Here is a 21,833-nt window from a genome sequence, read left to right as displayed (position 1 = left end):
ATACCTTCTGCCTGATGTCTTATTTCAACTTTCCACTTAACATGTTACTGATCTGATCCAATTGACCAATTGAGAGCTGATTATATGTGAAATCTGTTGGGCTTTGTTCTGTGATCTGCTTGCCTGTACAATGATCGATTAAATGGAGCAAGTGCTTTTGATACATGCTTACTAATTGAGCTACAGTCGCTGTCGTGTATTGATGACGGTTATAATTAAACGTCATTTTTAATTGTCCATGACTTATTATCCCATTAATATCAAAAGCGAATTGGCGCTTCATTTCAGGATGAATTTCAGTTCCTACAGATAGTGTAGAAGATTGGAAAACTGACTGATCTAATAGATTTGTTGATTCGTCAAATTGTCCTAAATAATTAAAACTAATTTCCGGATCTTGAGCAGAATGCAGGATTTCTAGCGCTATTGGATCTTGCTCTATCGTCAAATACCGCAGAATACCATATCCGATCCCTTGATTAGGAACTCTTCTCAATCCATCTTTAATTTCTTTTAATTGATGTCCTAGATCGTCTGCATGCTCTATATTCATTACATGAGGATACATTACTGTAAACCATCCAACTGTTCGTGCAATATCCATATCATTAAATAAAGATTCTCGGCCATGGCCTTCTACACTGACATGAATATGTGATTGACCACTCCACTCATGGAACGTAAGTCCGAGTGCTGTCAGCAAAATATCGTTAATTTCTGTATTATAGGCATGATTTGTTTGTTGAAGCAGACGCTGTGTATTTTCTTTACTAAGCGTCATGACTTCTTCGCTGCTATCCTGTTCGTATCCATTTCCGATAGTAGGTATATCCTGTGGAAGTGGATCTTTTTTCTGTAGCGCTAATGTATTCCAGTATGCCAATTCATTGATTACTTTTTGTCCACCAGCATACTGCTTCAGATGCATAGCCCAATCGGCATAAGAATCACTTTTGGAAGGAAACTCAATAGCATGACCTTGTAACCGCTGCTGATATCCGGTTTCCAAATCTTCCAGTAGAATTCTCCATGATACGCCGTCTATAACTAGATGATGGATGACCAATAACAATTGATCTTCTTGTGAAGTTTGAAATAAACCGATACGGATTAATGGTCCTTGATCCAAAACAAAACCATGTTGAATCATATCTGCTGTTTGTTGAATATGTTCATATGCTTGCGTCTCGGCATATTGAGAGTAATCATAGACATCTAACTGATACAGCCCATGTTCTTGTATACTTCGATGCTGTGCAGATATATGATTTGCCTGTTGGATATAGATCGTTCTCAAGGCATCATGATGAACCACTAATTTGTGAAGCACTTGATTAAGAATATCTATATCAATTCGTTGGATACTTTGAAGCATAACTGCTTGATTATAATGCTGGTGATGAGCAAGATTGTATTGAAAAAAACGCTTTTGGATTGGTGTGAGTAGAGCTTCACCTTGCACTTCATCCTGAGAAATCTGGCGTTGTATTTCACTAATATATGGAGCAATCCCCATAATGTCTGGATAACGGAAAAGGTCACGTATCTCCATCTTCAATCCCTGACGATTAAGACGGGAGGCTATTTGTAATGCTTTGATAGAATCGCCACCGTATTCAAAAAAGTTGTCTGTAATTCCGACTTGCCGAATACCGAGCACTTCTTGCCATATTTCAGCTAATACATGCTGTACTTCATTTTGAGGAGCTTTATAGGTCTGAGTATGACGTTGATTCAAATCAGGTTCAGGTAACGCACGACGGTCAATTTTACCATTCGATGTTACAGGCATATGATCTAAAAATACAAAGTGAGCAGGTATCATATAATCAGGAACATGTAGAGCTAGAAAAGCACGTAATTCTGCTATTTCCACTTCTCGATTCAAGTCAGGTACAATATATGCACATAACTCTGGCATATCACTTGATGATTGGCGAGTCATCACATGAACTTCGCTAACGACTTCATGACGGAATAAATGAGTTTCAATTTCACCTAATTCTATTCGATATCCGCGAATTTTCACTTGATGATCAATTCGTCCCAAATACTCTATATTTCCATCAGGTAACCAGCGAGCCAGATCTCCAGTACGATACATTTTTTGACCAGATATAAATGGATTATTGATAAATTTTTCTGCGGTTAACTCAGGTCGATTTAAGTATCCTCGCGCTAACCCAACTCCTGAAATACATAACTCTCCTGCAGCTCCAACAGGCTGTAAATGATATTGTGCATCTACTATAAATAATTGAATGTTATCTATCGGCTTACCGATAGGCACTTTTGTGATTTCACTTGTTGAAGGACAGTCATAATAACTAACATCTACAGTTGCTTCCGTAGGTCCATATAAGTTAATTAACTCTGTCCCATAATGCGCAGTAATCAAACGATTAAATCGCTCTACTAATCTAACGGGTAATGCTTCTCCACTCGCAAACACACGACGAAGGCTCTGAAGTTGATAAATACGTGATGAATTTTCCAATACATCTAGAAAAGCAGACAGCATTGAAGGAACAAAATGCATTGTGGTCACATGATGTTTTTCAATTTCATTTAGAATAACTTCCGGTTCTTTTTCTCCTCCAGGTGGTAAAAGAACCACTTTTGCTCCTACTTCACCCCACCATAGTAATTCCCATACCGACACATCAAAACTAAATGGAGTTTTTTGCAAGATTACATCTTCTGCTTGAAGTGGGTAACGTTTTTGCATCCATTGCAGACGGTTGATCACCGAATGATGTTCAATCATTGCTCCTTTGGGACGACCGGTTGAACCCGAGGTATAGATTACATACGCCAGATTTTTGGAATGACTGCTAGGCAATAGATTAGCTATTGTCTGGTTGTACAGTTCAGTTTCTTCTAATAGAAAAATTGTTCCAGCAAAAGATACAGATTCTCCTAAATGAGATTGTCGTACTAACCATGAAGTACAACTATCTTCCAATACAAACTGAATGCGTTCTTCAGGATGAGATGGATCGATGGGTAAGTAAGCTCCACCTGCTTTGAGAATCCCTAGAATCCCAACCACCATCTCAAGTGAGCGCTCTACCATCAAACCTACAATATCATCAGGTTGTACACCTTGAGCTCTCAATTTCGATGCTAATGTGTTGGCTCTGGCATTTAATTCTGAATAACTTACCTGTTGTTCTCCGCAAATAAGAGCAATATGGTCAGGTGTTTTCTGCACTTGAGTTTCCCAAAGTTGATATAATGTATCATGCTCACCATAAGCTACTGCAGTATCATTAAAAGCAAATAATTGAGCTTGCTCTTCTTGTTGTAATAAAGGCAAATCTGCTATAGATATATTCGAGTTGGATACGATAGCTGATAAAATAGCTCTATAGTGTGTAAGCATTTGTTGCGCTGTTTCTGTACGAAATAATTTGGTTGCATATTCTAATGAAATTATTAATTTATCTGTAAACTCTTCGACGGCTAAGGTTAGATCGAACTTGGCAATACCCATTTCAAAATCGACCGGACGGAATGTCATTCCTTCTACTTCAATCTGTTTCATGCCTGTATTCTGAAGAACAAACATTACATCAAATAAGGGATTACGACTCACGTCCCTCCTTACATTCAATACTTCAACTACTTCTTCAAATGGAATATCTTGATGTTCATAAGCAGTTAATGTTTGTTGCTTGGTCTGCTCAAGCAATTGTGTAAATGTCTGTTCCGGCGTTACATGAGTACGAATCGGTAAAGTATTAACAAACATACCTATCAATTGCTCTATATCTGGATGTGGTCTACCTGCGATAGGAGAACCAATAATTAGGTCGTGTTGACTGGTATAGCGATACAACAAACTAGAATATGCGGCTAACATTACCATATAAAGTGTAGTTCCTGACTTCGCACATAAATCATAAAGCCCTTGTGTCAGTTCAGAATCTAACTCCTGTATGAGCGTGCTACCTTCAAAGTTTTTCATGACTGGTCGGCTATAGTCAGTAGGTAGATTTAGTACAGGAACATCTTTACCATCATCAAACAACTTTTTCCAATAAGGCATTTGTTTTTCTCTAATCTGCTCCATCTGATTTTGTTGCCATACCGCATAATCTTTATACTGGATGCGTAGTTCTGGTAGCTGTTGACCTGCATATAAACGACTAAATTCTTCTACAAATACTTCGATTGATATACCATCTGTAATAATATGATGCATATCTGCTAACAATATATGATGATCTTGTTTGACTTGAATCAATTCTATGCGTAATAAAGGCGCCTGATCTAACGAAAAGGGACGAACAAAAGATTCCATAAGTTGTACGGGATCAGTATGGATGTCTTCTCGATAATCTACTTGAAATTCAACATGAGGATGAATTTTCTGTACTGGCTTACCATCTATAAAGTGGAAAGAAGTCCGTAACGACTCATGGCGTTCTACTATGATCTCAAATGCCTTCTCTAAGCGCACTCGATCTAATTTACCTTCAAGCTCTAACATAGCGCTCATATTATATGCTTGTTCGGCATCACCTAACTGATCAATAATAAATAGTCTTTTTTGCGCTGCTGAAACGTCATAATAGGCTTGATTAGGAGCGGACTCTATATCAGCATAACCTTTATCTTCAGCATTTCTGACTAATGGTGCCATCTGACGTATAGTCGGATAAGCAAATACATGACGTATTGGCAATTCGATCCCAAATTGCTTGGTCATTCGTCCGACTAACATGACTGCTTTGAGCGAATGTCCACCCAGTTCAAAAAAGGAATCATCAATTCCAATTCGACTGATATTCAGCACTTCTTGCCATATTTGAGACATTTCTACTTCTGTTGTATTTCGAGGTGGAGCATAAGAAGAAGTAGTCATAGGTGAGCCCATTGGTGCAGGAAGTGCTTTACGATCTATTTTTCCATTAGGAGTAATCGGTAATACATCCAGATGAATAAAATGCGCAGGAACCATATATGCTGGAAGTTGCTCTACCAATCTTGCTCGTACTTCTTGAGTATGGATAGAACCTGTAACATAGGCACAAAGGTATTTGTCTCCTTGCTCATCCGTACGATCCGTTACGATCGCTTGCTCTACATTCATCTGTCTCAACAGTACCGATTCTATTTCTCCCAATTCGATACGGTAGCCACGAATTTTCACCTGATAATCTATTCGTCCAATAAAATCAACTTGTCCATCAGGTAACCAACGTGCCAAATCACCTGTACGATATAATCGTTCTTGCTTACGAAAAGGATTGATTATAAACTTCTCTGCACTAAGTTCAGGACGATTCAAATATCCACGAGCAACCGATTGTCCACCTATACACAATTCACCAGCCACACCTACAGGAACTGGGTTAAGATGTTGATCAACGATATAAAAAGAATGATTGGCAAGTGGTCTACCAATAGGAACAGTACCTTTAAGTGGCAAATGATCTAACTTTTCTTCATAAAAGCTAGAGTCAATCGCTGCTTCTGTCACTCCATAACTGTTCATAATACGCATACGCGATCCAAAGCGTTCAAGTAAAAGACGATAATCTTGCACACTACAACTATCCGAACTGGTAATTAATAATTTCATAGCATCCATTTGAATATGTTGCTCATGTATTTCTTTCATCAAAGGTAAAATTAAAGCAGGTGTAGATTCAAACACTGTTATTTCGTGTTTTGTTAGATACTGAGATAATGCTGAAGGATCAATGCGAACATCTTGAGGACAGATCACCATCGTTCCACCATTTAAGAAAGTACGTGCCATATCCCCTGCAAATACATCAAAAGAAAAGCTAGCAATCTGTAACAACTTCACATCGAAATCTTTTAGCCGATAGTTATCTCGATATCCATATGCTGTATTGACATATTGATGATGTTCAATCATAACTCCTTTAGCATTGCCTGTTGTTCCAGAAGTATAGATAATATAAGCCAGATCAGAAGTAGATACATCTTCATTGTCAGCGATTACTAGATCTTCTTGCTGTATTTGATATTCGAACTGATCGATACATACGATCTTACCTGTGTATTTATCTTGTTCAATTAGAGATGTAAGATGTGATTGTGTGAGTAACAATTTTGTTCCACTATCTTGTAACATATAAGCAATACGCTCAGCAGGATATGTAGGATCAACAGGAATATAAGCTCCGCCTGATTTCATAACAGCCAATGCGCCAATAATCATCTGTGCCGAACGTTCTACCAAAATAGCAACTGGATGTCCGCGATGTATCCCTTGCTGTCGCAAGACTTGTGCTAATTGATTCGCACGTCGATTTAACTCTTTGTAACTAAGCTCTTCCTGCTCATCTATAACAGCAATATGATCGGGTGTATGCAAAGTTTGCGTTTCAAATAACGCATGGAAAGTAGTCGATTCATAATGAGTATGCGGGCCACTCCACTCTTCTAGAATCTGAATAGATTCTTCTTTCGTTAATATATTTAGTTCACTTATTGCTATTTCAGGTGATTGTATTGCTTGGGTCAATACTTGTATCAGGTGCCCTTCAATACGATTCATAAGGACTTGATCATATTTGTGGCGGTTATACGATAATAAAATATGAAATTGTTCCCCATCTTCTATTTCAATATTGAAATCATAAGGTGTCTGTTCTGCTAAATGTGCAGCTTCAATATAGAAGCCTAGTTGTTGTGTCCAGTCATTTTGCTGTACAAAATCCTGTAACGGGTAATTCTCAAATACCATAATATGATCAAGCAATTGTTGCTTCAGTTCGCTACGAGATTGAATCTCTGCTAATGAACAATAATCATAGGTCTGCGCATCAATCATAGATTGGCGGATTTGTCTGAATAATTGTACAAATGTCTGCTCTGTAGACATCTGAATACGTACTGGAATCGTATTGATAAAAGAACCTACCATACGTTCAATACCTGGAATCTGCGGTGGACGACCTGATACAACAGTTCCAAATACCACATCTTCACGCTGATTATATCTTCCAAGAATAATACTCCACACTGTCAAAAACAGATTACTTGCTGTTACTCCATAAGTCTCACTTGTCTGACGAAGCAACTGACTTAATGAAGAAGTTAATTGAAAAGAATGCTCGCCTATTTCATAAGAAGAACTCGAATTATTTTGAAGTTCTTCTTTGTATGCTGACATAGCGCTAGAAGGAATCGTTGATTGTTGATCATACCCTTGTAATAGGGTATGCCAATACGATTGAGCTTCTTCTTCATTTTGTTGCTCTAACCATTTCACATATTGGCTGTATACAACAGGTTCTGCTAATTGAATACTTTGTCCCTGACGCAATGCAGCATACGCTGTTAATAGTTCTTCCAAAACAATACCCAGACACCAACCATCCATAATAATATGATGAAATGTAAACAAAATGGTATATTGATCAGCACCAGTATGAAGTACAGAAATACGCACTAATAAATCTTTAATTAGATCAAATGGCTTCTGCCGATCTTGCTGGATCTGTGCTTCCCCACAATCTAACGTATGCTTGCAATCGATATATTGAATCGAAATCGAACGCTCTTTAAAAATAATTTGTCGTGGGCGTGCAATATTTTTATGATACAGATTAGAGCGTAATGTCTCATGGCGCTGAATTACGATTTGCATACTTTGCTCTAACATGGCGTGATCTAATTCACCTGTGACAGATAATTGCACCTGCTCAATATAAGCCGATGAATGAGGTTCCATCATCGAATGAAATAACATGCCCTCCTGTAGAGGAGTAAGATAGATCATTTTTTCAATTTCAAGACGCTTGCTCATGATGATCCTCCCTGGATACATAATTAGACATTCTCGTAAAATTGCTGGATATCTTCGAAATCTTCCAAATCTATATCTTGTGCTCCTACATCGGTTGGTGTTAATTCACGCTCTTCTTTGTGAATACAATGATCAATCATAGCGAACAAGATCTGTTCAAAATGTTGTAATACAAACTCGATATCTGTAGAACTATACTGTTGCGTATCATAATCCAGACAGATAGTTAACTGCTCATCTTCTATAGAAGCATTCATTACTAAATCATGAACACTTGCAACATCATTCAGATCATGTAGCCATTCCGCTTCAAAATTGATATACTTCTTGTTCCGTTCTTCTCGATAATGAAAGCTAATCGGCGTGTGGTGTTCTGGTAGTACATCTTCCATATATCGAAGCATGGCATAACTGATTCCATTATCAGGCACTTGTCTAACTAACTCTTTTGCCTGCTTCAATACAACTGAAAGATCATCTGACTCAATAGTGAACACAAGTGGATACATAGAATTGAAATGACCTATTGTTAGAGTTGCATCCCATATCTGCGTATTTTCTGCAAATAACATCTCACGTCCTGTTGTCTTCATATCGATACTAATAACTTGTTCGTTTTGATATAAAGTTGCCTTCAATGCTTGTCCAAAAGCAGCAAATAATACTTCCTGTGTATTGGTTCCATAAATATGATGCACATCTGTTATTAATTGGTTTGTTTTTTCTAACGAACATTTCAGTGTTATGCGATTCATCTGATGCCATATCGTTTCATTGGTTGGTAACATTGAGAATAGATCTTTGTGGAAGTGAGGCTTAATCTGCTTCCAGTATTGGATCTGAGGTTGCCAATTAGATACTGCTAATTGATGTTCTAATTGTTGATTCCATGTCTGATAAGCAATCGTTTTATCTGGCAATTGCACAGATTGCTCTGTGATATATTGACTGTAAGCTAGTGCCAAATCTTCTAATAAAATAGACCATGATACTTCGTCTAGTAACATTTCATGAGCCGCAATTAAAAGGTAATCTCCACTACTCGTATTGAAAATAACTAAACGAATTAATGGGCCTTCGCCAGGAACAATTTGTTGACAAATCCGCTTACGTTCTTGCTGCATATAGGCATATTCTTTCTCTAATACTGAAAATGATTGGTATGCATTATCATCTAATGTACTATTGATTGTTGATGATATTTCAAGACTAAATGTAGTCGCTTCAGGATTTTGATAGATCCATTTGCCTTGTGGATGCTGATTTTGGCGGTTTGCCTTTTCATGATTTTCTGTCGTTTCACTATTTACTGGCACATATGCTAGACGTAACGCATCATGATGTTCTATCAGTTGTTGCATAACAACGCTAATTGCTTGCTCTTCCCATTTCTGATTCGCATGCAAAAGTACAGAGTGATGATAAGGAATTGATAGATCGGGATGCTGTTTTAACCATGCATATTGTCCAGGCGATAATATGGCTTCACCTGTTATGAAAGATTGGTCAATATGCGGAGCGGTAGATTTTACATGATAGATCAGCTCGCGAATCGATGGATGCTCAAATAGCGATTTGATATCAAGCTCATAATGCTGCTCGCGTAAACGAGCAATCACTTGGATCGCTTTGATCGAATCTCCGCCAAGCATAAAGAAATTATCGTGAACCCCAACCCATTCACGTTTCAATATGTCTTGCCAGATCTGAGCGATTAGCCATTCCAGTTCATTTTCTGGAGCCTGATAGTCAGTATGTGTCACATGCCATTCTTCTGGTTCAGGTAATGCTTTGCGATCCGTTTTGCCATTAGGTGTTAAAGGCATCTGATCAATAAAAGTATAATGTGAAGGTACTGCATAATAAGGAAGTTGTTTGGCAGCATATTGACGTATTTCTGCTCCTGTATACTCTTTTTCTTGACTTTGAATCAAATAAGCACAGATCATAGGCTCTTGTTGATGATTGGTCTGAACGATGACAACAGCTTCTTGTATACCTTCAATAGCTGTTAAACAATGTTCGACTTCTCCTAACTCTATTCGAAAGCCTTTTACTTTAACTTGATAATCAATACGACCGATAAATTCGATTTCACCGTTAGTTTGCCAGCGTGCCAGATCGCCTGTACGATACATGCGCTCCCCTAATACAAATGGATTAGCTACAAATTTCTCGTCTGTTAGGTCTTGTCGCTTCCAATATCCGCGAGCCAAACCTTCGCCAGCAATACATAATTCTCCAGCAACTCCTAGCGGTTGAATACGCATAGCAGAATCTACAATATATAGTTGAGTATTAGCAATTGGCTTACCAATTGAAATCGTAGGCGATGTTGTTAATTCTTTTACCGCAGACCAGACGGTTGTTTCTGTAGGACCGTACATATTGAATATGCGCAATCCTTGAATATCTTGAAGTTGTTGCAGTAGCTGGTGTGGTAGTGCTTCACCACCAACCATTATATCTTTGACATGATGCAATGCTTGTATACCTTGCTCTACATGAAGTAGCATTTGTAGACGAGATGGTGTCATTTGTAACATATCAATATGATGAGTACTAATTAATTCAGCCAGTGCTATAGGATCTGCTTGATGATGACGCTCTCCTATCACAACTTTCATGCCTTCCAACAGTGGTAAAATGGTTTCCAGTACAAAAATATCAAAAGACATCGTTGTTAAAGATAGCATCACTTTATCAGTAGTAAAGGGAATCACTTGCTTCATTCCTGTTATAAAATTCATGACAGAACGGTGCTGTAGCATTACACCTTTGGGTTGCCCTGTTGAGCCTGAAGTATAAATAACATATGCAAGATTCTCTGAGTGTATAGGAAGTTCTAGATTTGTTGTATGCGTATGATAAGATGCCTGATCTTCTACATACACTACTGCACCTGTATAATTTAATTCTTTTAATAGATGACGACTGGTGACCAAAATAGAAGCTTCACTATGTTCCAACATGTATTCGATTCGTCCTGTCGGATATTCAGGATCAATAGGAACATAAGCACTGCCTGATTTGAGAATAGCAAGTAGACCTACAACCATTTCGATTGATCGATCAACCATAATTCCGATCAGGCGATCACATCCTGCTCCATGCTGTACTAACGTATAAGCTAATTGATTAGCACGTTCATTCAATTGCTTATAGGTAATAGATTGCGTATTACATACTAAAGCAATCGAATCAGGTGTTAACTTCACTTGGGATTCCCATTGGCTATGGATTGTCTGATTATCAGGGAAATTTAACTTTGTATGATTGAAATCTTGCAAAACCATTTGCTTCTCTGTATCTGTCATAACATCTAATTCTTCTAACGTAAGATCAACATGATCTACAGCTAATTGTAAAATTTGAACAAAGTGACGATGTATTTGCTCTATCGTATCCTGCTTAAACAATGAAGTAGCGTATTCCCATGTACAACTAAGTTGATCTTTCTGTTCAGTCATATACAGCGATAAATCTAACTTGGCTATCCCTGCATTAAATTCTTCAGGAATAAAAGTAACTTCCCCTGCTGTTAACATATCTGTACCTGTATTTTGTAGACTAAACAGTGTATCGAATACTGGATTACGACTAAGATCGCGCACACCTTCAAGATGTTCTACCAATTCTTCAAATGGATATTCTTGATGCTCAAAAGCATTTAACGAAATTTGCTTCACTTCTTCTAATAATTGACGAAAGTTCTGAGAAGGCTGAGGTTGAACACGTAAAGCTAACGTATTAACGAACATTCCAATAACGGACTCTGTATCTGCATGTCTGCGTCCTGCTACAGGAGTACCGATAATAATATCGTTTTGACCAGAATATTTAGATAATAAGATTTCGTAAGCTGTCAATAACACCATATATAATGTAGTTTCTGTTTGCCCAGCTAATACATATAACTTTTCAGTTAATAACTTGTCGATTGCAAACGATAACGTATGTCCGGCAAATTGTTGTGTTTGTGGGCGAATATAATCAGTAGGCAAATTCAGTACAGGTAGATCGCCACTTAACGTATTTAGCCAGTAAGCTTGCTGGGTCTGCAATATGCCTTCTGCTATTTGCTGCTGTTGCCACATCACAACATCTTTGTAATGAATATTCGGTTCAGGTAACCATATACCTTGATAGCTATGAACCAATTCTTCTAATAAAATTGCCATCGAAAATCCATCTGCAATAGCATGATGCATATCAACCAGAAGTGCATAATAACTATCTGACCACTGCAACAATTGAGCACGAAATAAAGGAGATTGATCCAATTGAAAAGGCTGTACAAAAGCTTGACGCATTTCTGATAACTGATGTTCTTGAACATAAGTTGTATTGATATCCATAAGTACATGCGGATGTACACGCTGAATGACCTGATCTTGATGCCATTCTAGTGACGTCCTAAAAGATTCATGACGGGCAACGACTTGCTGTAATGCTTTAATTAGACGTTCTGTATTCAATGGACCTTGAATAGTCAGTTGTCCAGAAACATGATAAGCCAAGCCGCCATTGCCGATTTGTTCCATGATGTACATTCGCTTCTGTGCAGAAGATACCGGATAAAATTCCTGAGATTCTACAGATTCAATCGGCAGGTAAATGATATGTTCTCCGCCCTCAATATACTGGACAATTTCATTTATTGTCTGTAGATTGAAAATTTCACGAAGCGGAATATGTATAGCAAATTCTTTATTGATTCGTGATAAGATCACAGTAGCTTTTAGAGAATCCCCACCTAGTTGGAAGAAATTATCTGTGCGCTGTATGTCGTTAATCCCTAACACATCTTGCCAAATTTGAATAAGTTTATAACCTGTATCATTTTCGCTTTCGATAGAATGATGTGTAGTTTGTAGAGAAGTTAATGTGATACCTTGTTGTACTGGATCAGGTAACATTGCCAAATCTGGTTGTCCATTTTCCAGCAAAGAAATATTTGACATTGGAATCAAGATACGCGGTTGCATATAATCAGGTATTTGTTCATTCATCATTTGACGAATCTGTTCAGGATTATAAAATTCATGTTGTGTCTGATCCATTTGCAAGTAAGCACAAAGTTGATACTGATCGGAGTCTCTATTAGAGGCTACGACAGGAAGCACTATACACTTTTGAAGTGAAAAAGTGTTCGCCATATACTTTTCGATTTGTTCCAAATAAACACGATGACCACGTATAGTCTGTACACGATCAATATCGCCTATGTACTGAATACGTTTATCTATTCCCCAATAGACAAGTTGACCTGTACGTTGCAATGTAGTTAGATGCTGGTCAGCTTGTAGAGATTGAGAATCATAATTGGTTGAATACAATTGTCCTACATATAGCTCACCTATCGCTCCTGCCACAACAGGCTGACCATACATATCTAGGACATAAGGAAAATGCCCTTGAGGATCTGCTAATGAAGTCCAAAACTCATCAAGCTGTTGATAATTCGATACAGATAATAAGGAATGCTCCCGCATAGGTGCTTGAATATTTGCAACCATATTCTCTAAAAAGGTTATAAATCCCACTGTCCATTCTTTAATTACAGCTTGTGAGAATAGGTCAGCATTATAATCCATCTCTATACTAAGTTCTTTTCCTATTGGAGTTACATTCATAAATAATTCGTACTTACTGTAATGAATATCATGAGTCATGAGTTCCGTAATCAATCCATCGAATTGAAGTTCTGGCACTGCACGATCCATATTAAATACAGTATTTATCACTGGTAAATTCCCTATTCCACGTTCAGCCAAAGATGCAAAACTATACATTTGATACTTTTCGATTTCTTTCATCTTTTGTTTTACTTGATCTGCATACGTTGCAAACGATATATCTTTAGTAATCTCAGTAATAATCGGCAACAGATTCACACAATTTCCTATCAAAGCATAGGCTTCCATATGAGTTTGCCCTGCTGTAGGTACGCCTACAGTTACTATGGATTGTTCGGTCAGACGATGAAGTACACATTTAAAAGCAGTTAATAAAGTAACAAATAACGTTGTGCCTAACTCCATACTCGTGGCACGTAATTTTTGTACCAATTCACTAGATAACATCGCTGTATAACGACCCCCTTGAACCGATGGCAAAAGAGTACCTCGATAGATAGATGGGAGTTCTACCACTGGAAGAATCCGTCGGAAATGATGATTCCAATACGCTACAGCTTCTTGACTGTTAGAATGATTCAACTGTTGTTGTTGCCATACCACATATTGTTGAAAAGGTACTGATTCAGGCAAGCGAACAGGTTTATTATGTATAAGAGCAGAATAAATCTGTTCCAGTTCCTGAATACATACACCAATCGACCAACCATCTGCTATAAGATGATGGAAAGTAAACACTGCAATATATTCATATTCAGTCAGCTGTAAACATTGAATGCGAAATAATGGCTCGGTTGAAGTCATACTAAATGACAGCTGTTGTTGTTCTTGCAACCATGATTTTATTTTTTGCTCTTTATCCGTAGAATCATACATCGTGAAATCAAAGACTGGAATTAATAATTCCATCTGTGAAGCAACGATTTGATTTTCCCCATCATGGCTCATGTATGTACGCAAGGCTTCATGACGTTGCATCACCATATGTACTGCTTCTTTCAAAAAGTTCATATTCAGTTCTCCTTGAAACCGCAAAATCGCGGTTTCATGAAGAGACTGAGCTTCCGTTTTCCCTGATGAAGATGCAAACCATAATTGTTTCTGATCAGCAGTTAATGGAATAATCTTGTCATGAGTCAAAGATTGGTGGATTGGTTGTGGTACAGGTAATTTATCTGGATCATGGTCTGGATCAGGTGGGCCATCAGGCAAAAATCCGCCTGCTCGCAACTCCTGCACACTATCCTTTACAGCTTGTACAATACGAGCAATATCTTCCTCTGTATGTACAGTGGATAAGAAGCAATTGCGTCCTTCCCAAATATAAATACCTTTATCTAACATATGATAATAAAAGAGCTCCAAATCGCCTTTTAATACAAAGCGGAATAATGATCCAAAGTGCACTATTTTCATAGGTAATTGTTCATTTTCAAAAAACGCGTTCAATTCTGAAGCAAATTGAGCTGTTCTTGCATTAAGATTCGCTTGTAATGCTGGACCTTCTTCCTCCATCCGATGCAATACAGCTAAAGATGCTGCCATAGCTAGTGGATGATGGCAGAATGTACCTGCAACAAAAGTGCGACGATGTTCATGAGCAGGATAAGATTCATCCCCAAAATCCCATGTTCCTCCATCAACTCCATCCATATATTTAGCAGTCCCAGCTACGATACCGATAGGCATACCACCACCAATGACTTTTCCATAAGTTACTAGATCAGCTTGAATATCAAATATAGCTTGCGCACCACCAGGATGAATACGGAAACCTGTAATGACTTCATCGAAAATAAAAGCAGTATCTGAACGACGAGTCAGCTCACGAATTTGTTGTAAAAAGGCTTTAGGCTGAAAATCAGGACGACGACTCTGAACAGGTTCAACCAGCACAGCAGCTAGCTCATGACCATTCGCTTCAATATAATCTAGCGCTTGTTGAGTACCATAATTGAGCACGACAATATCATCAACCATATGTTGTAACACTCCAGGGGCTAGAGGTGTAGAATGTTCTTTATCCACACCTGCGCTACCCAGAGCAAGAATCCCATCAAAAGTACCATGATACGAACCTGCAAAAATAACAACTTTACTCCGTCCTGTGGCTGCTCTTGCCAAACGCAAAGCGACCATAATTGCTTCTGTACCAGAATTGTACAAAGAAATACGCTCGGTTCCAGTCATTCGTGTGATCGCTTCTGCTACTTGACCCGCCATATTAGACATGGGTCCTACGCACATACCTTGCTGTAATTCAGCTTCAATCTTTTCACGAATAAATTGAGGATTATGCCCGAAAAAGTTAACACCGAATCCCATCGTAATATCTACATATTCATTATGATCAAGATCCCATAATTTTGAACCTTCCGCACGTTGCGATACAATCTGATACACCATTTCTTTTAATAGTGGACGAAAGCCTGCAATATTACGATTATTCGCATAAACAGAACGATACTGTTGAGTATATTGTTTGGTGCTGGCTGTACGTTGAGTATATTTTTGGATCAATTGTTGGATATGGTTGGATTGCCGTTCAGGTAAAGAATAATCCGTCTGCAATTCTAACGGTTTGTATGCAACAAATGGTTTGGATTCTTGATTAATAGTCACTGGTGAACTTGTTGAAACAACCGATACTGCTGTCGGTTGTTCTACTATTGAATCGGGTATAGCTGTATACGTGGAATGATTAGATTGCACGTCTGCATTTGGAGTCGCCTTTCCATGTAATACTTCTAATTGATAAGACATTAATTGAAGTTGTTGTGCCATAATCCGTTCTACTGATGAATATGAAGCATTAGTTTCTGATGTTGTATTGTTAGATATCAAATTATTGTTAAAGGTATGATGTTGTACATCTGTTGTAACCGTTTGAAGCGATGAAGATGTTTCTATTTCTACATTGATTTCATGATTGGTAGAAGAAGTATTAATAACTACTTCATGCGTAGTGCCTGTCAATGAATCTATCGCTTCTTGCGGTAAAACATCTGCAATATATGCGGTAAGCACATTTAGATTAGTAAGAGATTCGAAAAATTCACTCATCGGAATATCTAGATGAAAGGTATCTTTGATACTATGTCTCACTTGAGATAAATTAATAGAATCCAGACCCATTTCTAAAAAATGAGTATCTGCTTCTAACTCTTCTGTAGTTAATTGAGATACATTGCTGATCATCTGCGTAATGGTTTGTCTAACAACATCCTTCACAGTATTCTTCGACTCCTTTATCGTTAACATGGTAGATTCATGATTATCTGGCAACGATACAACTTCCTGAGATTGATGTTCATGATTTAGACGAGGTGATAATAAGACGGTCGGAGTTGGTGCTTCTATCCAACATCTTTTCCGTTCAAAAGGGTACGTAGGTAAAGGAACACGTCGATACTCTTTAGAAGAATACAAATCATGCCATGCAATATCGGCTCCTTGCACATATTGTTCCGCTAATTGTTCTAAAGCAATCAACGTATCGAGGTTACCTTGATACATTGAAGCAGACGTTTGAAGCAATTCTACTTTGCCTGCAAAAATGCCTGGTGCTGTTATGCCTTGCTGATGAAGTTGCATCAATCGACTCATTAATTCAGCAGATGATTTCGCTACAATAGCTACTCGATAATGCCAATGACTGCGCCCGGTATTAGCGGTATAACACACTTCATGTACACGATGAGCCATTTCAGGCAACTGCAAACATGCGATATATTGCTTAATCAATTGCTGTAGTGCTTTTTCTGTGCGAGCAGATAAAGTTAAAATTAAAGGATCGATTGTTGTCTCTGTTGGAATTGTCTCGTGAAGTTGAGTATATTCTTCAAGAACCATATGACAATTGGTACCGCTAAATCCAAACGAGCTTAATCCTGAACGTCTTGGAACTCCATCTGTTGTGACCCATGGTTGAAGCTGACGATTCACATATACAGGCGATTGTTCAAAAGATATCTGCTGATTAGGGGTACGGAAATGAACCAATGGTGCAAGTTGCTGATGTTGTAACGATAAGACTGATTTAATTAATCCGGCAATACCAGCTGCTTCATATAGATGACCGATATTGCTTTTCACTGTACTGATTGCACAAAATTGCTTGCGTGATGTATATGCCCGAAATGCACGGCTAATCCCTTCTATTTCAACAGGATCGCCCAAACGAGTTCCGGTACCATGAGCTTCAATATAACTAATCGTCTCTGGGTCTACGCCTGCATCTTCCCAGGCTTCAGTAATAACTTCTGCTTGAGCAATTGCATTGGGTGCAGATATCCCCACTGTACTACCATCTTGATTAATTGCGCTTCCTTTAATAACTGCAAGAATATGGTCGCCATCTCGCTCAGCTTGTTCCAGTGACTTTAGAAAGACTGCACCTACACCTTCTCCCCATCCTGTACCGTCCGAACTATCATCAAATGCACGAGCACGATCATCCGAAGACTCCATACCTAGACCTGCTTTTAAAGGAAGTAAAATCGTTTTGACTCCACCAGCCAAAGCCATTTCGCATTCTCCATGTTGAATAGCTTTACAAGCCATATGTACCGCAACAAGAGAAGAAGAACAAGCCGTATCAATCGTAACCGCTGGTCCTTTTAGATTTAATAAGTAAGAAATACGACTTGGAATAATAGAAGATAGATTGCCTATCGCAAAATTCGGAATAGAAGCCGGTGTTACTTCGCTTAGTAAACGTTCATATTCAAAACTTGTTTTGGAAAATCCAACGTATACGCCAACCTTACGACCTGATAATATATTGCCACCATAACCTGCATTTTCAATTGTGCTCCATGCGGTCTGTAGAAATAAGCGTTGATTAGGATCCATTAACGATGCTTCACGAGGCGTTAATTTAAAAAATGAATAATCGAACTTATCGACTTCATCCAAATAACCCCCATCTGCCAATTGATGACTACGACCTTCTGTATTGAGTTGCGAAATAAAGAACTGCGCATCGGCTTTTCGTTGTTCATTATAACTTCCTATACAATCTGTACCTTCTGCAATATTGCTCCAAAATTGTTCTAGTGTTTTGGCTTGCGGAAATGTACCATCCATTCCGATAATAGCAATGTCTTTACTTTGCACAGAAGAGGATTGATTTATTGCCGGTTTGTGAGTAGCAAAAGCTTTTTCTTCTCCATGAATAAGATAATGTGCTAATCTTGCTATCGTAGGATAGGAGAAGAAATCTGTTACTTCGACTTTGACATCAAATCGCTCTTCTAACTGATCAACAATTTGTACCATTTGTAATGAACTAACACCGATATCAAAGTAGCTATCATGCACACCGATTGTTGTTTTATTTAAAATTTGTTGACATATTTCTACCAACTGGCGTTCAATTTCTGCTTGTTTTGGCAGTTTAGAGATCGAATCTTTGAAAGACGTTAACGGTAAAGATGTTTCGATCTCTGCTATAGAATCTGTTGATACTGTTGCAGATTGAACCGATTGAGTCACCACATTAGCGAATACACCTTGTGCGTAGTCTTCTGCTAATTTAAACCGTTGTACTTTACCACTGGTTGTTTTGGGAATACGACGAATCGGTAACACTTCATGCACCTGCCAACCAGCACGATAATTGAGATGACTTTTTAGACGATGTGCAATAGGTGCAAAATCAATAGATTGCTTAACATGCATCACAAATACAATCATTCGATCCTGTTGAATGCTTTCATCATATACTCCGCAAACAGCCACTTTACCCAGTTCAATACCTTCAACTTCTTCAGCGACTCGCTCTACATCATGAGGATAAACATTCTGCCCATTTACAAAAATAATATCTTTAGCTCTACCTGTAATAACAAGGCGACCTTTATACATAAAGCCTAGATCACCTGTAACTAACCAGCCATCTGGAGTAAGAACTTTGGCGGTAGCTGTGGGATTATTATAATAACCACGGGTTACATTTTTTCCGCGAATATGAATATGACCAATATGACGATCTGGTATAGGTTGATGATCTTGATCGCTAATACGTATCTCACAGCTTTCTAGCGCATACCCTACATCTGCAAAGCTAATACGATTGGAATCGTTATAATCTACTTCAACGACAGCTTCTCCGATATTCAATTGATCCCGGTGCAAATGAATAGGTGTTAATTCTTCAGTAATGGGTGGATGACTAACGCCTACACTAGCTTCTGCCATCCCGTATACAGCAATCATCGAAGATTTTTTTAAGTGATGTTTGCTCATAGCTTCTAAAAATACATGACATAATTCAATAGAGATAGGTTCTGCGCCATTTTGAATCATTTCAATCGTCGATAAATCCCATTCTAGTGCATTTTCTGGTTTGTATTGAGCAAGGAAAAATTTGTAGCCAAAATTAGGAGAACAAATATGGGTAACTCGATGTTCAGAAGATTTTTTAAGCCATAGAGTAGGACGTCTTATAAACAAAGCAGTCGGCATAATATATTGAGTTGCATTGGAGACCAGACATGTAAGATGAAAAGCAATTAATCCCATATCATGAGTCAAAGGCATCCATCCCAGATACGCTTTGTTTTCATCCAATTGAGTACCATTAGCAATATCGCGTGTATTGTAGATCAAATTTTCGTGAGTCAGCATAACACCTTTAGGATCACCTGTAGACCCTGAAGAAAACTGAATAAATGCTAGATCTTCCGGTTGTACTTGAACAGGTAGACCTTGATCAAGATTGTTATAATCCAATGCATCAGTAAACAGTGTTCTATGAGCAATCTGTTGATACGTTGCATCTAACCCTTGCTGAACAGCATATTTTTCTAAATTAGAAAAAACTTTAGGATCAGTAATGAGATAAGGACGATTTAGCGTGTTCCAGATTTTGAATAATTTCATTCGATGCTCATCATTATTGCCGACTGTAACAGGAACAGGAATAATTCCGCCCAATAAGCAACCCCAAAATATATTCAAAAAAGATCGATTATCGTCAACTTGCATTAATAACTCATCACCAGCACACATTCCAGCTGCTTGAAGTTCTCTGAGTACAAGTAAAGACTCACTTTTCAACTGTGTATAGGATTGATATTCTTCTACCGTATCCCCCGAAATATAAGTAATCCCGCGTGATCCTAACCGGGCTTGATCTTCAAAAGCATCCAATAATGTTAGATAGTGCTTCATGCCAATCCCCCTACAAGCTGATGTGTCAAAACGTCTTTTTGATTTATTTTTTTACACTGCTTGGTATCTATTACTTGAGTAAGATAAGCTGTTGCTTGTTGACGAAGATCCGCTGCGTTCAGATCTTTACTACTCGATGTAGTAAGGTAACCTAGCATCTGTTTGAGTTGTTGAACCGGTTCGATAACACCCTGTGCATATTCATTTTCATTCCAATTGTGATTAGGTAAAGATATAGACTGAGCCAGACATTCTTTAATCCAGACATCTACAGGATAATCTTGAATTAAACGATGTCTATCCTGTTCTTTATCAAAAGCATATCCAGAAAGGTCAGGAGCAATATCCTCAGATAAGCGTGTTAATATATTGCGAGGTCCAATTTCGACCGTTGTATGTATTCCGTTTGCCACCATGTATAACAGAGACTGTTGCCATTTGACTGCACAAGTCATCTGATCAATTAATCCTTGAACAATATGTATATCACTTGCATACGGCTCTGCTGTAACGTTCGATATAACAGGCCAGCGAGTTTGTTGAAATGATTGCGTATGTAAAGCAGTAGCTAGGCGATCTGCTGCGTGTTGCATCAGTATCGTATGAAAAGGACCACTCACAGATAAGCGATTCATCTGTACTTTCTGCTGTTCAAGTGATCTCGTCAATCTTTCCAGAGCTTGAGAATGACCTGCAACAACATGTTGAAGTGGAGAATTATAACAAGCAATAACGACTGGTTGTTCAGATGTACGATGTTGCATGCATAACAGTTCTAATTCATCTACCGCTATTCCTCGTACAGCAATCATGCTTCCGATATGATCTTGTGAAGCATTCTCCATAAATTGTCCTCGTTGTTGAACAATCCGTAATCCATCTTGAAAAGATAGAGCTTCACTAGCAACCAATGCCGAATATTCTCCTAAGCTATGTCCGGCTGTAAAAGTTGGCTCTATACCGATCTGATGCATATACGCATGAAATGCAATCATACTCATAGTGAGCAATACTGGCTGTGTATAGGAAGTACGTGATAACTGTTCTATTTCGCCTGTATTACATAATGCATACATATCATAGCCAAGTATATCGCTTGCTTCCTCCATTAATCGTTTGGTATGAGATTCATATTTGTATGTGTTAACGCCCATTCCTTTGTACTGTGACCCCTGACCAGGAAATAATAAAGCAATACCACTCATGACAAATCCCTTTCCTCTCTT

3 protein-coding genes are annotated in these 21,833 nt (G+C 38.2%); all 3 read right to left on the bottom strand.

Translation table 11 applies throughout. The features are described from left to right. Positions 1–19: 19 nt before the first annotated feature. Genes QE450_RS07740 through fabD form a run of 3 tightly spaced genes read right to left on the bottom strand, consistent with a single transcriptional unit; the run spans position 20 to position 21,812 of the window. Positions 20–7,792: a non-ribosomal peptide synthetase gene (locus tag QE450_RS07740; protein ID WP_307298268.1), complete on the bottom strand. Its 7,773-nt coding sequence runs from the start codon at positions 7,790–7,792 to the stop codon at positions 20–22. A gap of 23 nt (positions 7,793–7,815) precedes the next feature. Then, positions 7,816–20,607: a non-ribosomal peptide synthetase gene (locus QE450_RS07735; RefSeq protein WP_307298265.1), complete on the bottom strand. Its 12,792-nt coding sequence runs from the start codon at positions 20,605–20,607 to the stop codon at positions 7,816–7,818. After that, positions 20,604–21,812 (bottom strand): ACP S-malonyltransferase, encoded by a 1,209-nt coding sequence (gene fabD, locus QE450_RS07730; RefSeq protein WP_307298263.1) that lies wholly within the window; start codon positions 21,810–21,812, stop codon positions 20,604–20,606. Before fabD ends, QE450_RS07735 begins: the two co-directional genes overlap by 4 nt. Positions 21,813–21,833: the final 21 nt, after the last annotated feature.

The organism is Paenibacillus sp. SORGH_AS_0306, from assembly GCF_030819345.1.
In the GTDB taxonomy this organism is placed as follows: domain Bacteria; phylum Bacillota; class Bacilli; order Paenibacillales; family Paenibacillaceae; genus Saccharibacillus; species Saccharibacillus kyungheensis.
This window is presented reverse-complemented; position numbering and strand designations above follow the sequence as displayed.

Coding starts and splice junctions, on each gene's coding strand:
- QE450_RS07740 (WP_307298268.1), bottom strand. CDS start 7,792: ATGAGCAAGCGTCTTGAAATTGAAAAAATGATCTATCTTACTCCTCTA.
- fabD (WP_307298263.1), bottom strand. CDS start 21,812: ATGAGTGGTATTGCTTTATTATTTCCTGGTCAGGGGTCACAGTACAAA.
- QE450_RS07735 (WP_307298265.1), bottom strand. CDS start 20,607: ATGAAGCACTATCTAACATTATTGGATGCTTTTGAAGATCAAGCCCGG.